General features: G+C 64.5%; 14 protein-coding genes and 1 pseudogene. 2 read left to right on the forward strand and 13 right to left on the reverse strand.

Annotation, left to right across the window (positions count from 1 at the left end):
- The 11 genes and pseudogenes from P4L93_06020 to purD all read right to left on the reverse strand — a co-directional run.
- Positions 1–458: sulfite exporter TauE/SafE family protein (locus tag P4L93_06020; protein ID MDR3686491.1), on the reverse strand; the 458-nt coding region annotated here is incomplete at its 3' end.
- 115 nt (positions 459–573) lie between these two features.
- Complete coding sequence (locus P4L93_06025) at positions 574–942, reverse strand: hypothetical protein (GenBank protein MDR3686492.1); 369 nt, start codon at positions 940–942, stop codon at positions 574–576.
- Between the two features lie 117 nt (positions 943–1059).
- Positions 1060–1458, reverse strand: a complete 399-nt coding sequence (gene msrB, locus P4L93_06030; protein ID MDR3686493.1) for a peptide-methionine (R)-S-oxide reductase MsrB — start codon at positions 1456–1458, stop codon at positions 1060–1062.
- Positions 1459–1583: 125 nt separating this feature from the next.
- Complete coding sequence (locus P4L93_06035) at positions 1584–1892, reverse strand: hypothetical protein (GenBank protein ID MDR3686494.1); 309 nt, start codon at positions 1890–1892, stop codon at positions 1584–1586.
- A 78-nt stretch (positions 1893–1970) separates the two neighbouring features.
- Positions 1971–2558, reverse strand: a pseudogene (locus P4L93_06040) (peptide-methionine (S)-S-oxide reductase).
- A 188-nt stretch (positions 2559–2746) separates the two neighbouring features.
- Positions 2747–3220 carry a VOC family protein gene (locus P4L93_06045; protein MDR3686495.1) on the reverse strand — a complete coding sequence of 158 codons (474 nt, stop codon included), beginning with the start codon at positions 3218–3220 and terminating at the stop codon, positions 2747–2749.
- Positions 3221–3292: 72 nt separating this feature from the next.
- Entirely contained in the window at positions 3293–4519 is a 1227-nt protein-coding gene (locus P4L93_06050; protein ID MDR3686496.1) for a TIGR00300 family protein, read from the reverse strand.
- 127 nt (positions 4520–4646) lie between these two features.
- The gene (purE, locus tag P4L93_06055) at positions 4647–5108 is read right to left on the reverse strand and encodes a 5-(carboxyamino)imidazole ribonucleotide mutase (GenBank protein MDR3686497.1); all 462 of its coding nucleotides are present in this window, start codon (positions 5106–5108) and stop codon (positions 4647–4649) included.
- 14 nt (positions 5109–5122) lie between these two features.
- Positions 5123–6205 carry a hypothetical protein gene (locus P4L93_06060; GenBank protein ID MDR3686498.1) on the reverse strand — a complete coding sequence of 361 codons (1083 nt, stop codon included), beginning with the start codon at positions 6203–6205 and terminating at the stop codon, positions 5123–5125.
- Positions 6206–6230: 25 nt separating this feature from the next.
- Positions 6231–7604: a coproporphyrinogen III oxidase family protein gene (locus tag P4L93_06065; GenBank protein MDR3686499.1), complete on the reverse strand. Its 1374-nt coding sequence runs from the start codon at positions 7602–7604 to the stop codon at positions 6231–6233.
- Positions 7605–7631: 27 nt separating this feature from the next.
- Positions 7632–8921, reverse strand: a complete 1290-nt coding sequence (purD, locus tag P4L93_06070) for a phosphoribosylamine--glycine ligase (GenBank protein MDR3686500.1) — start codon at positions 8919–8921, stop codon at positions 7632–7634.
- 211 nt (positions 8922–9132) lie between these two features.
- Here purD and P4L93_06075 point away from each other — a divergent pair, with 211 nt between their 5' ends.
- Entirely contained in the window at positions 9133–9678 is a 546-nt protein-coding gene (locus P4L93_06075; protein ID MDR3686501.1) for a DUF1269 domain-containing protein, read from the forward strand.
- Between the two features lie 122 nt (positions 9679–9800).
- Here P4L93_06075 and P4L93_06080 read toward each other — a convergent pair whose 3' ends face one another.
- Entirely contained in the window at positions 9801–11348 is a 1548-nt protein-coding gene (locus P4L93_06080) for a hypothetical protein (GenBank protein ID MDR3686502.1), read from the reverse strand.
- Between the two features lie 99 nt (positions 11349–11447).
- Positions 11448–12737 carry an adenylosuccinate synthase gene (locus tag P4L93_06085; protein MDR3686503.1) on the reverse strand — a complete coding sequence of 430 codons (1290 nt, stop codon included), beginning with the start codon at positions 12735–12737 and terminating at the stop codon, positions 11448–11450.
- A gap of 302 nt (positions 12738–13039) precedes the next feature.
- On the opposite strand from P4L93_06085, the gene P4L93_06090 reads away from it, so the two are divergent.
- A complete protein-coding gene (locus P4L93_06090; GenBank protein MDR3686504.1) occupies positions 13040–14398 on the forward strand; it encodes a biotin/lipoyl-binding protein in 1359 nt (452 codons plus the stop codon).
- Positions 14399–14420 lie beyond the last annotated feature (22 nt).

Below are 14420 nucleotides of genomic sequence, written 5' to 3' on the forward strand. Positions count from 1 at the left end.
GCGCACGGCATCAGGCCGGTCAGCAAGCCGAACGCAATGGGAGTCGCAATCGAGCTCTGTCCGGCGTCAGCATCCGATGTTGCCTTGCGGCGCAGCTTCGAGAGCGCCGCTATGAGCACGCGAGGCGGGCGTGGGGTCAGCCGAGCAGCGCACGGCACCTTGCCGGTCATGCCTAGGCCGAGCACGATCATGAAGAGGCCTGCCACGGCCATGATCCACGGCCGGATTCCGTTCAGGTTGAATGCCGAACCGATGGCGCCGAGCAGAAGTCCGACCAGCACGTAGCTGATGAGCTTCGCAGCCTGATATGCCAGGTTGGGAAGCACCTTCATCTGCCAGCTGTCGCCGTCCTCGCTCTTCACCGCATAGGTGACGACCATCGGTCCGCACATCGAGATGCAGTGGACGCTTGTGACAAGCCCCACGGCAAACATCGATATCCAGAGAGTCCAAGACACAGTAGCTACTCCTCGCAAGAAGGGTCGGGCGCACGCCACGGTACATTCTTGGGGTGCGTCAAAGACCACTCGCGGGCGCGTGGAAGCGCCGCAGCAAGCGGTTACGAGGAGCGAATCAGACGGTGAAGCGTTCTCCGCGAGGCTCGAGCGGTGGCGGCGGTCCGTTGGCGTCAACGAGACGCACCGGCCGCATCTCCATACGAGGCGAGAACAGTACGACTGCCGCAGCGACGGCGGCGATAAGGCTGATGAGGAAGTTCAGCGACTGGGTGGGCGCGATGCCATCTTGGCTGGCACTCGTCACCCACGTGCCGGAGCAGGCATTGCCCAACGAGGCGCCGCCATGCGTCCAGACGGCCATCATTCCGTTGGCCATGCCCATGTCGCAGCCGATCATCTGACAGGTGGGGATAGCGGCGGCGAGGATCGCAACAGCGACCATCACCACAATGCTCATCCTCTTGATGTCAGTGCGTGCGAACACTTGGACCCTCTCGGCAGAAACGATGACTCCGAGTACGCAATTGCAAGCAGTATGCCGAGCAAGCAGCCATTGCGCAAAGGCGAATTCGCCCGGCGGCCTGTTTGGAGTATCGACCGGCTACTTGGCAGGCTCGAACGCGATGGAGACCGAGTTGATGCAGTAGCGCAAGCCGGTTGGTGGCGGGCCGTCCGTGAACACGTGCCCCAGGTGCCCGTCGCAGACCGCGCAGCGCACCTCGACGCGGTGCATGCCGAACTGATCGTCTGGATGTTCGTCGATTGCGTCCGGCTCGATGGGCTGGTAGAAGCTAGGCCACCCGCAGCCTGAGTGGAACTTGGTCTCGCTCGAGAACAGCGTCGAACCGCAGCCCGCACACACGTAGACGCCGGGCTCGGCCGTGTCGGTGAGCGCTCCCGAGAACGCGGGCTCAGTGCCGGCACGACGCAGCACGCGGAACTGTTCGGGCGTGAGGAGCGCTCGCCACTCGTCGTCGGTGCGATGGATCTTCGCGCGCATGAATGCCTCCGGGGTTCGAGCGTTTCAGGGTACGGGTGAGGATACCCGCAACAACCGCACATTCACCGCCTCCAGAATCGCCGGTGGAAACCGGCGATCGTGCGAGCAGCGTCGTGCTCGGCCATCTAGCCGCCGAGCGCCTGACGGATCTCGTCAAACTGCTCTCGCGTGATCTCGCCTGTAGCTAGTCGCTTGCGAGCAATCGCCATCGCTTCGTCGTGCTGCGGCGGGCCGGCCATCGGCGGGCTGCCGACTGGCCCGCTCATCAGCGGAACCGCGTTGTGGCCGTGGCGCGATTGCTCGACGATCCAGATGACCAGGATGACGACGCCCGCGAGAAACAGCAGCCAGAAGAGGAGGCCGAGCAGGCCAATCCAAGGTGAGTAGCCGCCCATCATGCCGTAGGCGTTGCTGTAGCCAAATCCGCGCATCATGTGAAACACGCTCCTCCAAAGTCGGATACGTGTGGTATGCCCTCCGCGGTGCGCATCGAACCGAGTGGCAGCGACTTGCTAGATCGAGCAGCCGATCCCGCCGCTGCGCCGCGCGATGCGAGCAGCTAGCTCGGCGCGCCCGCTCTCCGTCAGCCCGAGGCTGTCGATCTCGCGCGCCAGCCGAATGCTGCTGCCGTCGCCGGAAACGTAGCCGTTGACGCGTGCAGCAGCCGTGCTTTCGCGCAAGGCTGTGTCATCGGGGAACATCGCGCGGAAGTCGGCCATGAGCGTGCGGTCGTTGCGCAGGCCGTACTTCTGGTGGTAGTCCTCGGCGTTGGTGAAACGCTTGATCGGCTCGATGCGCGTCGCGAGCTTGCGACCGCGCGCCGCCTCGAGGCGTGCAGCAACCCCGAGCGCCGAAGCCAGCTGCGCCTCATCGTGCGTCAGGACGAGCGATGCGTACTGTCCCTTGAATGCGCCTCGGAACGGGTCGTGCGATGTGAGTGCCAGTTCGAGCAACGTCTCGTAGCTCGCGACCGTCGGATCGAAATCGACCTGAAAGCACTCGGTGTGGTCTCCGATGCTGTGGTACGTGGGATTGGGCGACTCGCCGCCGGCATAACCAACGCGTGTGCGCCAAACACCTTCGACGACCCCAAACTGGGCGTCAGGCGTCCAGAATCAACCAACCGCGAAGGTCGCCGTTTCGAGATGGGCCGGAACCAAGGCATCGATCGGCGGAGTCGGAAGCGGCTCGGAGGGGGTGTTGCCCTTGGAGAAGAGGCGCAGCATCGCGGGGCTCCTTTGCGGTAAGTGATTTCGCCCCTACGTGGTGCAAGTTGTGCGCCAGCGAGCTATCCCGCTGCGGCCGCTTCCAGCTCGGCGATGTCGAGCTTGATCATCTTGAGCATCGCCTCGGTCACACGCTTGGCAACGTCGGGGTCTGGGCTGCTCATCAACTCGGCCAGCCGCCGAGGCACAACCTGCCACGAGACGCCGAACTTATCGACGAGCCAGCCGCACTGGACCTCTTTGCCACCATCGCCTGTCAGCGAGTCCCAGTAGTGGTCGACCTCGTCTTGGGTCACACAATCCACCACGAACGAGATGGCCGGAGTGAATTGGTACACGGGCCCCCCGTTGAGCGCGCTGAACTGCTGGCCGCGCAATATGAAAGCAACGACCATGGCGCTGCCAGCTGGTCCCGGTCCGGCCTCGCCGTAGCGGGCGACGCTGAGAATCTCGGAGTCCGGAAACACCGACACGTAGAACTCGGCGGCCTGCTCGGCTTGTGAATCGAACCAGAGGAACGGCGTGATGGTCTGCATCGGGCACCTCGCTGGGGGGTCGTCGCGGTCTTGTCGCCTGTACCTACCCCGCTGTGTGCCGAACCGAACCGGCTAATCCCGGGCGAGTTCGTTGGCGAGATGCTCCAAGAAGAGACCGACGTCAGTGACGATGCCCACCGTCTGCCAGCTGCCGCGATCGGCGAGCTTGGTGACGACCGCTGGGTTGATATCGACGCAGACCGTGGTGGTGGTCGCCGGTAGCATGTTGCCGGTAGCAATCGAGTGCAGCATCGTCGAGAGCATCAGGCACGCGCCCGCGTTTTGAGCGTACTTGCGCATGGCGTTCTGAGCCTCGATGACGTCGGTGATCACGTCGGGTAGCGGGCCGTCGTCGCGAATCGAACCGGCCAACACGAACGGTGTCTCGGTCTTCACCAGGGTGTGCATGAGGCCCTTGGTCAGCACGCCCTGCTCCACGGCTCCCGCGATGGAGCCGCACTCGCGCACCGAGTTGATCGCGCGCAGATGATGCTCGTGACCGCCGAACGTCGGGATGCCATCGTCGAGCCCGACGCCGAGCGACGTGCCGTACAGCGCGCTCTCGATGTCGTGCGTCGCTACTGCGTTGCCGCCGAACAGCACGGTGATATAGCCCATCTCGACAAGTCGCGCGAGCTCCGGCGCCGCGCCGGTGTGCACGACCGCCGGTCCGACGACCGCGATGACGTCTCGGCCAGAAGCGCGCGTATCGCGCAGCATACGAGCGACGTCGGCCACGACCTGCGCCTTGGGCTTCTCGCTGGAGACTGCTGAGGACATGAACTCGAACGCTTGCTTGTCGCGCGGACGCTCAAGCGGGTGCACGCGGATGCCGTCGTGGCCCACGACGAACAGCTCGCCGGCACGAACGTCGGCCATCGGGACCGTCTCGGCAGCGCAGGACTTCGGGTCCACGCGCACTCCGAGGTCCATCTCAGGATTGGCGACGCGCACCCAACCGCCGCTGACGCGGGCGTCGGTCTCCATGTTGGTGGTGGAGTAGAAGCCGTCAGGGAAGACGCCGTCCATCGGCGACGGCGCGAGCTTGACGTCGGATGGCTGGCAGGCCACAGCCCCGTGCAGCTGAATCTCGCCGAGGATGCTTTCTAGCTGCGCCTGGGTCTGTGCGCGCACACGCAGGACGGAAACGGACGCGTCGTCGTTGGTGCGCCCAACGTCGAAGGACAGAGACTCGAACTCGCCACCCATCGCGATGATCGCGTCCATGACCTTCGACATGATGCCGGAGTCGATGAGGTGTCCTTCGATGCGGACGTCTTCGTAGACGGCTCGCTGCATGAATCCTCCAGATGTCTGAATACTCGCGTGCGTGAGAAGCGTTCGGGACAGTATCGCCGAGAGCCCGCGCCGAGGAAAGCAACCGCAGCCCGGCGTCGCGGGCCCCGCAAACGCGCCGGACGAGCCGCTAGCCCTCGGCCATCGTCCTCTTGAGCGCGACGATCGCCGCGCGCTGCTCGGGAAGCGACGTCCCCAGAATCTGCGTGGCGAGGATCGCAGCGTTCTTGGCGCCGTTGATGGCAACGCACGCGACGGGAACGCCCGCGGGCATCTGTACCATCGAGAGCAGTGAGTCCAGGCCGCCAAGGTCGCTCGTCTTCATTGGCACCGTGATGACCGGCAGCGGAGTGAAGGCAGCCACCACACCGCCGAGATGAGCCGCCTTGCCGGCAGCGGCGATGATAACCTTGATGCCGCGTTCGGCGGCATTGCTCGCCCACTCGTGCACGCGCTCGGGGTTGCGATGCGCGCTCGCGATGAGCAGCTCGAACGGCACGCCCAACTCCTCGAGCTGCTTGCCACACTCTTCCATGACTCCGAGGTCAGACTTCGACCCTACGATGATGCCTACGAGCGAATGCTCGGCCATGGTTCCTCCCGCGACTACCAGTGGTCGTTGTCTTGCGCTCGAAGCGTAGCAGACGCGTCTGACACACGTTCCGGCCTCGTCGCCAGCCAGACGCCGAGGAGCGGAGGCAGTGCGCTGAGCGGCCATGCGACCAGGGACAGCGCGCCGAGTGCGACGGCCCAGAAGGTCGCCCCTCCACCGTGGGCCATCAGCGCGACTTGGCTCGGCAGAAAGCCGAGAGCCGACACTATCCCCGGCAGACTCCCGAGCAGGAACGCTAGCCAGATGGTCACCGGCGCCAAACCCCGCTTGACGCCGAAGTATGCTACCAGCCCGTAGATCGCCACTGTGGCTGCTTGAGCGAACTGGTATGGCCACACGACGATGGATCCGGCTGGCAGCTGCCTAGTTCCCGTGAAGATCGTGTAGGCTTCCGGCACGAACATCACGGCGGTGGTCGCTAGTGCGCCAACAGCACGCACGGTCGCATACGCCACCGCTAGCCATGCCGCGCCCGTCAGCGGCGTCCCAGTCCAGCCCACTGCCGGCAGGAATGTGCTGCCATCGGCAGGTCGCTGTTCGCCAGACATGAGCTGCGACGCCCACGCTCCGAGAGCGACCCCGACGGCCTCCATGGCAGCCAGCATCATCGGCTGCAGGTCACTCCACAAAGAGCGCTGATACTCCGAGCCCGATAGCGACGTCACCGCGTTGAGCGCCAGGCGATCGCCCAGCGACACGATCGTGAGCAGCAAGCCAGCCAGGATGATGTAGAGCGCCGTCGCCTTTGGCGCTTTCGTGAATCGCAGCACGAGCGCGACGAAGACGGCAGCGAAGACGCCCCACACTACGTCGGTGACGGCCGTCGCTCGGAGCGCAAAGCCCAGCTCGTCGACTCGCGGCGAGTAGAACATGCCTGTGATCTGCATCTGCATCGGTTGGTAGACCAGGGCGCGGATGCAGCTCAGAACCGTCGCCACGCCCAAGATCCAAAGCGCGTCCGTACGCTCCTCGGCAGGGACGAAGCGGTCGAGGAATCGGTGCCACGCGCTCAGTTCCCGCAACTGAGAGGCCACCCGCCCGCTCGCCCGGGCCGTGCCCGAGCCATGCTCGCTCATCCCCCCACGCCCCCAGTCGTCTGGCTTAGAGCGGGACCGGCGAATCCTCAGCAGCCTCGGTTTCGGCAATCGCTTCGGCTGCTGCCGCTCCCGCCGCGTGCGCATCCTCGCACGCCTTGCCGTCGCCGAAGAGCAGCTCGCGCTCGGGCGTAGAGATAGCCGACCGGGCCTGGTCGCGCAGGTTGTTCACGCCGATGAAGAACTCGCGCATCATCGCGACGAGCAGGTAGCGACCCGTGGACGAGAGCACGAGCTCGTCGGCGTTGTCGACAGTAAAGGCCCCGGCCGAGCGGAAGAACGCCATCTCGAGGGCGAGCCCAAGCTCAATCGAAACGTCGAAGTCGGCCTTGAACGCGCGCTTGTCCAGGCGCATGCCGAAGAGCGCCATCAGGAAGCGGTACTGCATCCGCTCCTTCTTGTTGAACGCACGACTCTGAACAGCCGCCGTCTTGCCCTCGCCGATTCGCTCGCCGTACAGCTTGAGCGAGAACGTGTTCACGTAGAGCGCGCCCTCCAGGAACGAAAACGCGCCGCTGCCGATGCCCACGTAGTCTTCGTAGTCGACGATGTACTCGTCGATCATGCCGCCGCCTGTGCGCGAGAACGTCCACGCGCTGCCTGGCGTGAATCCGTCGGCCATCATCTCCGAGATCGTCATGTAGTACTTGTGCTCGCGGATGTAGTCGACCTTGCCCACGGTTCGCTTCAGCGACTCAGCGACGGCCGGTGAGGCCATCAGCGGGTAGAACGTCACTTGGTTGACGCCGGTGCTCTTTACCAGTTCGACATCGCGCTTGAGCGTCTCCCATGACTGGCTCGGAAAGTTGAATATCATGTCGGCGTTGATGGAGTGGAACGCTCCCTCGACCGACTTCAGCCGTTCCAAGATATCGGCCGCCGAGCCGTACTTGTCGTAGCGATCCATCTGCTTGAGCAGCGCGTCGTCGAGCGACTGGACGCCGACGCTGAACCGGTCAACGCGTCCCTGCAAGGGCTCGATCCACTTGGGATACAGGTGATTCGGGTTGGTCTCCGAGGAGACCTCCTTGATCGAGAACAGCTCCTTCGCCAGGTCGATCGTCTTGATCAGCTGCGGTAGATCGATGGTGGGGGTGCCCCCGCCGATATACATCGATGCAAAGTCGTAGCCCAGCGCTGCGACCATGCGCATCTCGGTGCGCAGGTTCTCGAAGTACGCGTCGGCCCTCTCCTGGTTGAACGGAAAGCGGTTAAACGAGCAGTACGGGCACAGCCGCTCGCAGAACGGGATGTGGACGTAGAGCAGGTACTCGCGGCCGGGCACCGGCACCGGTAGCTGGTCGATGCCGGACGGCGAAAGCGTGAGGTACTTGTCGTTCGTGCGGCGCATGACCGCGGAAAGCATTCGTTCGGAGAGCATAGGTTGTGTCCCGCTCCTTTGAGGCGCTTAGCTCGGCTGCCGAGCAGCCAGCGCCCGGTATGCGATGTCGTGTCGGAAGAACGAGCCATCGAATTGGACAAGCTCGACGGCCGCGTACGCGTTCTCGACGGCGGTTGGGAAGTCGCGCGCCACTGCGGTCACGTTGAGCACACGCCCGCCCGCCGAGACCAGCTCGCCATTCTCGGCAATCTTGGTGCCTGCGTGGTAGACGGTGACGCCAGGGATCTGCTCGGCGGCTTCTATGCCCGTGATGGGCTTGCCGACGCCGTACTCGCCCGGATAGCCCGCGCTCGCCATGACCACGGAGACAGCGACGTTCTGGGTCCACGACAGCAGGCCCATCGACTCGAGCTGGCCGTCCGCGAGCGCCATGAGCACCTCGGCCAGGTCGCTGTTGAGGCGCGGGAGCAGTACCTGCGTTTCGGGATCGCCAAAGCGTGTGTTGTACTCGAGCACCTTGGGGCCGTCAGCGGTCAGGATGAAGCCACCGTAGAGGATGCCGCGGAACCCGATGCCCTCCGAGTGCAGTGCGCGCGCCGTCATTTCGAGAATCTCGAGCATGCGCGAGTAGTCGGCGGCAGGCACGCCGGGAACCGGCGAGTAGACGCCCATCCCGCCCGTGTTGGGGCCCTTGTCGCCGTCGCCCACACGCTTGTAATCCTGCGCAGGCGCCATCGGCATGACCGTGGTGCCGTCCACGAAGGCGAGCAGCGAGACCTCGGGGCCCTCGAGGAACTCCTCGATGACGACCCTACTGCCAGCCTCGCCGAATCGCCCCGAGAAGCACTCCTCGACCGCCGAGACTGCCTCACTCATCTCGGTTGCGACCGTCACGCCCTTGCCAGCGGCCAGGCCGTCGGCCTTGACGACGATCGGTGCCGAATGAGAGCCGAGGTACGCGATCGCGGATTCACGATCGGTGAACGTCGCGGACTCACCCGTGGGAATCTTGGCGCGAACCATCAGGTCCTTCGCGAACGACTTGCTGCCCTCAAGCTGCGCGCCATCCTTGCCGGGCCCGACGGTTGGGATGCCGGCGGCGCGTAGCGCGTCGGCCAAGCCGCTGCAAAGCGGACCCTCCGGGCCGATAACCGCCAAATCGATGTCCTTGCTTCGCGCGAACTCGACGACAGCGTCGGCATCATCGGGATTGAGCGCCACGTTGTTGGTGACGCGCTCGCCGGCGGTTCCGCCATTGCCGGGCGCTGCGTAGATCGCGGTGACGTGCGGTGAAGACGCAAGTGAGTGAACGATGGCGTGCTCGCGGCCACCAGAGCCAAGCACGAGGATGCGCATGGGATCACCTGTCGGTCGTGTGTGGGCGAGGACTAGGGACGGCTTCGCGGCGTCGAGCCGCGGCTCCTGCCGCATTGTAGCCGAATCGCGGACCCGGGAGCGCGCGCAGCGGTCGCGCTCGCAGGCTTGGTGACGGTCGTGCCCACATGGGAGACATACTTCCTGCGGGCTCCTCGGCAGCCTGCCTTTGCAGCCAACCAAGGAGGACTCCATGGCAACGCTCGTCGCCATTGCGTACCCGAACGACCCCGACCGCGCGGCAGGCGCGGCTCAAGAACTCGTGAACCTGCCGTTCGCGGCCAGCGCCGACCTCGACGACGCCGTCGCGGTGGTCGTGAACGGCCACGGAGAGGCCAAGCTGCTGCAGTCGACCAACCTGACCACGCTCGGCGCGCTGGACGGCGCGCTCATCGGCTTGGTGAGCGGCGTCGTTCTAACGTTCGGTTTCCCGTTCTTGGCGCCGGTGGTCGCAGCCGGCGCGATGCTGGGCGCAAGCGCCATCGGCGCGGCGACCGGCGGCGTGGTGGGCCACTACACCGACATCGGAATCGACGACGAGTTCGTGCGCGACCTATCAGCCAAGCTGCCGCCCAACTCCTCAGCCCTCTTCGTGTTGATCGAGGCCGACAACCCCGACGACGTCATCGACCAGCTCGCCTCGTGCGGCGGCGAACTGCTGAGCACGGACCTGCCCGCCGAGCAGGCCCAGAAGCTGCGCGAGGCGCTCAAGCGCGAGCACGAGGAAGAGACCATCTAGCGCGGACCGTCGCCCGCGCTTCACGTGCGCCCCGGACGCGACTCGTCCGGCTCGCAATCGAAAAGGCCCCGGCATCGCTTCTCGCGGTCCGGGGCCTTCGTGTGCGTGAGGGTCGCGCTCGCCTAGGCGACTTCGCGTTGAGGTGCAGGCTGCGTGAAGCGTTTCGGCGTCACTTTGTAGCCCAGCGGCACGCCGAACAAAAGGCGAGTTTGAGCATCGAGCGCCGGCACCATTCCAAGGATGAAACCGAGTACCGGAAGCAGGAACCAGAGGAAGACGATCTCGATGGCCGTCTGTACCTTCGAGACTTCCCTGGGAGGAGGACAACGGTAGAGCTCCATGACGATCGAGGAGATCATGACCACAGTACCCACCGTGAACAGCACGTTGAGGAAGATCAGGTTCTCGGCGATCGAGTGGCGCCAGCCCAAGTCGTACCAGTGAAGGTGCGAGTAGTAGGCGCTCAGGATGTAGACGCTCGTCAGGAACACCCACGCCGTGACGCGCATGGTGTGGTCGTTGAGCACCTGCATCAGGCGGAAGAGCGCCGAGCCACGCGAAGCTGCGCTCTTGCGCTGCGTGATCTGGCCCCAGCAGTAGCCGACGTCCTCTGCACCCCAAGAGTGACGCTTGAGCTGCTCCGAGCGGTTCTTGACCGCGTCGGCCCAACCGTCGCCGTCGGTGGCATCACCGTAGGTCGGCAGGAAGATCGAGTGCGTCGCAATCTCTTCGCCGGTCTCGAACATGCAGTTCAGATAGGCGTGCCAGTCCTCGGGAATGACGGCCGGATCCCAGTAGCCGCACCGCTCGCAGAGCTGCAGTGACAGCGTGTAGGTCGATATGGGAAGCGAGTCGAACCACGGCATCGACAGCTCGGAGAGCTGAACCGCATGCTGCATCCAAGTCGTGAAGCGCACAGGCGCCGGAACCTGCCAGATGTTGTTGTAGAAGAACAGCGGCGCCTGCCAGAACGACAGGTGGCGGCGCTCCTCGGCGGCGAACGAACGTGCCACTGCCGAGAAGTAGCGGCGGTCGAGGACGGAGTCGGCGTCGCACGAGGTGATCGTGCACAGCGCCGGGTCGATACCCAGCTCGTCGATGGCGGCACGAGCGTGCTTGCCCGCCCACGCCTCGTTGGAGGACTTGCCCGGCTCTTCACCCTGAATGTTGCCGGGGTGGACGGTCGCCATCATATGCAGGTAGCGCTTGCCGAACTCGGCGATGAGGCCGTCGGCCTTGGCGCGAGCGTTCGGCTCGCGCTCCTCCATGCCGAGCACGACGATGACGCGCTCGTCGGCGCGATGCTGGATCGCTAGTGCCTCAAGTGTGCGGGCGATGATCTCGCGCGGCTCTTTGTAGGTTGGAACCACGACGACATGGCGCACGTCAGACGGGGCAAAGCCGAACTCGCCGATCTCGTCCTCGCCTGCTGTCCAGTCGACCTTCTTAGCGCGGAGAATGTTGCGTTCGCCCACCAACGCAAAGATGGACGTGACGCACATGCGACCGATGAAGTACGTCACGAAGACAGTCGCAATGGCGAGCCACACACCCGGGAACAGGATGCAGCCCAGAATCGTCACGATGATGGCGAGCCATGACACGGCTCCTGGCACGCTATGACCGAAGTTGCGGCGCGGATCGACCGCCTTCTTGAGTTCGTTTGACACTAATTCTCCCCTGAGGATGACGTCAGTTCAGTGGCGTCCGCTCTGTATCATACCCGAGGGCGCACATCGATGTGGTAACGATACTTTGCCAGACGCAGATTACGGCCGGCGCTCCCAGCGACGGAAGATCGTCTGCTCGCGGCTCGGACCCACGGCGATCATCGCGACCGGGCACTCGGCTAAATCCTCGATAAAGCCGATGTAGTCCCGCGCTTCCTTGGGCAGATCGCCGAACTCTCGGCAGTTGGTGATGTCCACTCCCCAGCCGGGAAGCTCCTCGTAGATCGGCTTAGCGTGATGAAACGCCGTCTGGTGGCTGGGCAGGTTGTTGTAGCGCTTGCCCTCGTACTCGTAGGCGACGCACACCTTGATGGTGTCGACCGCCGAGAGAACGTCGAGCTTGGTGATGACCAGGTCGGTCAGGCCATTGACCTGTACCGCGTAGCGAGCGATGACGCCGTCGAACCAACCGCAGCGCCGACGGCGGCCGGTGGTGGTTCCCCACTCGCCGCCAACCTTTTGCAGCAACTCGCCGGTCTCGTCGAACAGTTCGGTCGGGAACGGGCCGGAGCCTACTCGAGTGATGTAGGCCTTCGCGATGCCGAGCACGCGGTCGATGTGCTTCGGGCCCACGCCCGCGCCGGTGCAGGCGCCACCGGCTGTCGGCGAGCTCGAAGTCACGAAGGGGTACGTGCCGTGGTCCAGGTCGAGAAGCGTTCCTTGCGCGCCCTCGAAGAAGACCCACTGATCGGCCTCGAGCGCCTTGTTGATGACCGTGACGGTATCAGCGATATGGGGCTTGATGCGCTCGGCATAGCCCATGTACTCCTCGGCGATCTCGTCGACGGTGTAGGTGGGCATCCCGTAGACCTTCTCGAGGATGTCGTTCTTCTCGAGCAGCGCGGCTTCGAGCTTCTTGCGGAAGATGTGCTCGTCGGTGAGGTCTTGGACGCGCAGACCCAAGCGCGACGCCTTGTCCATGTACGCGGGACCGATGCCTCGGCGCGTGGTGCCGATCTCGTTGCCGCCGAGACGCTTCTCGGATGCGCCGTCGAGATCTCGGTGGTACGGCATGATGAGGTGCGCGTTGGAGCTGATGAGCAAGCGATGAGTCGACAGACCGTCGGCCTCGATGGTGTCGATCTCCTCGAGTAGCACCTTGGGGTCAATCACGACGCCGTTGCCGATGACCGGCGTGATATGCGGATACATGATCCCCGACGGGATGAGATGCAGCTTGAGCGTGCGTCCCCCGTGGATGATCGTGTGCCCCGCGTTGTTCCCGCCTTGGAAACGGACGACGTAGTCCATGTCGTCGGCGAGAAGGTCGGTGATCTTGCCCTTACCTTCGTCGCCCCACTGGGCGCCGACAAGGACGATTCCGGCCATGTGAGAACTCCTTGGAAACTCGGCCCCGCGGACTCATCTCTGCCGCTCCCGGGCCGGGCACTCCACCGTGGCGGAGCGCGCCGAGACAGTATGCCGCACGGGAGCCGCCGAGGGAAGCCGAGACGGGCCGATGGGTGTGAAGCGTCTGATTGCGGTGGTCGGTCTCGCGGCAGAACGAGCGATTTTGGGGGTTTACAGTCACGTTGGCCCAGTTTATGTTAGTGAGCGATAACTACGCATCTTGGGACGGAGTCTCACGTGCTCGATAGCTCGAATGACATGAAGCGGAACGGGGCGGCCGGGTGAACCGACGCAATATCACACTGGCCGTTGTCGGACTGCTCGTGGTCGGGCTTGTGGTCGCACTCGTCGTGCGCGCTTCTGCTGGCCCGCCCCCCGGTCGCCTGCTCGTCGCCGGTGACGTGCGCGTGAACTCGCGGACGGTGGTTGCCCCGACGATTACCACGCCGACTGTCGACTTCTCCGTGGGCATTCCCAGCTCGGCCACGCCCACTGCCAAAGCGCCCGCGCAACCCACTCGTAGCAGCCAGCCGGTTGTCTCGGGCAGACTAACCAGCGTCAAGGTCGTCGTCGGCGACCATGTGACCCAGGGGCAGGTCATCGCCCAACTCGACACCAAGCTGCTCGACTTGGGAGTGAAGCAGGCCAAGGCCAACGCTGCACGTTCGCGAGCTAACACGGCGATGCTCGCCGACACGCTAGACACCTTGAACGACGCGCTGGACAAGATTCCGAGTGCGCGCGCGACTGCCTTTTCAACCGCGTACGGAATGATTGACGCAGCGATCGGCAAGGCCAAGGGGACGCTGGTTCAGCAACACGCCGCAGCGGTGGCGGGAAAGCCTCAGCTCGAGGCCGGGATCGCACAGCTGAAGGCCGGAATAGCACAGACGGAAGCCGCCATCGCGGGACTGAAGACGCAGATTGCGTCGCTGCCGCCGAATGACCCGCAGATTCCCGCGCTCAAGGCCAAACTCGCCGGAGCCGAGCAGGCGCTGGCCGGCATGCAGAAGCAACTCGCCACGTTGGAGAAGACGCTGGCCGGCATCAATACGTTCCTCAAGCAGTGGCCAACCATCCTCAAGACTCTCGCCACTCAGACCGCAGCGGCCAAGGCCAAGGCCGGTGCGGCGATCAACACGGCGATCGACTCGGCCGTGAGCAAGATTCACGACGCCAAGACCAAGGTCAAGAACGCGAAGTCGGTCCTTAAGATCATCTCGGACTCCTCGCAGATCGGCATCGACCTGGCCGTCGCCAAGCGCGCGCAAGCAACAATCCTCGCGCCGGTGTCCGGCGTGGTCACCTACGCAGTGCCCAGCGGCAGCATCGCAATCGTGGGAGCGCCCATCGTCCGAATTCAGGTTGACGGGCCGGCCCTCATCGACACATACCTGACTCCCGAGCAGCTGCAAAGCGTGCGCCTTGGCGCCCCAGCTGACATCACGTACGACTCGGCTCCGGGCAAGGTGCTCCATGGCACCGTGGCCATCATCGGGACCACCGCGCTCTACCCGCCGACAAGCTTTGCCACCGACGTCGTGCATATGACGCGCACGATCCGGGTCACCATCCGGTTGAACTCCGGCGACTCGCCTCCACAGGGCACGCCGGTCGACATATCGATCCACACGAACTAGCCGCTACCCGCGAGCGTCGTAG

The sequence above is a fragment of the Coriobacteriia bacterium genome, assembly GCA_031292615.1.
Taxonomy (GTDB): domain Bacteria; phylum Actinomycetota; class Coriobacteriia; order Anaerosomatales; family JAAXUF01; genus JARLGT01.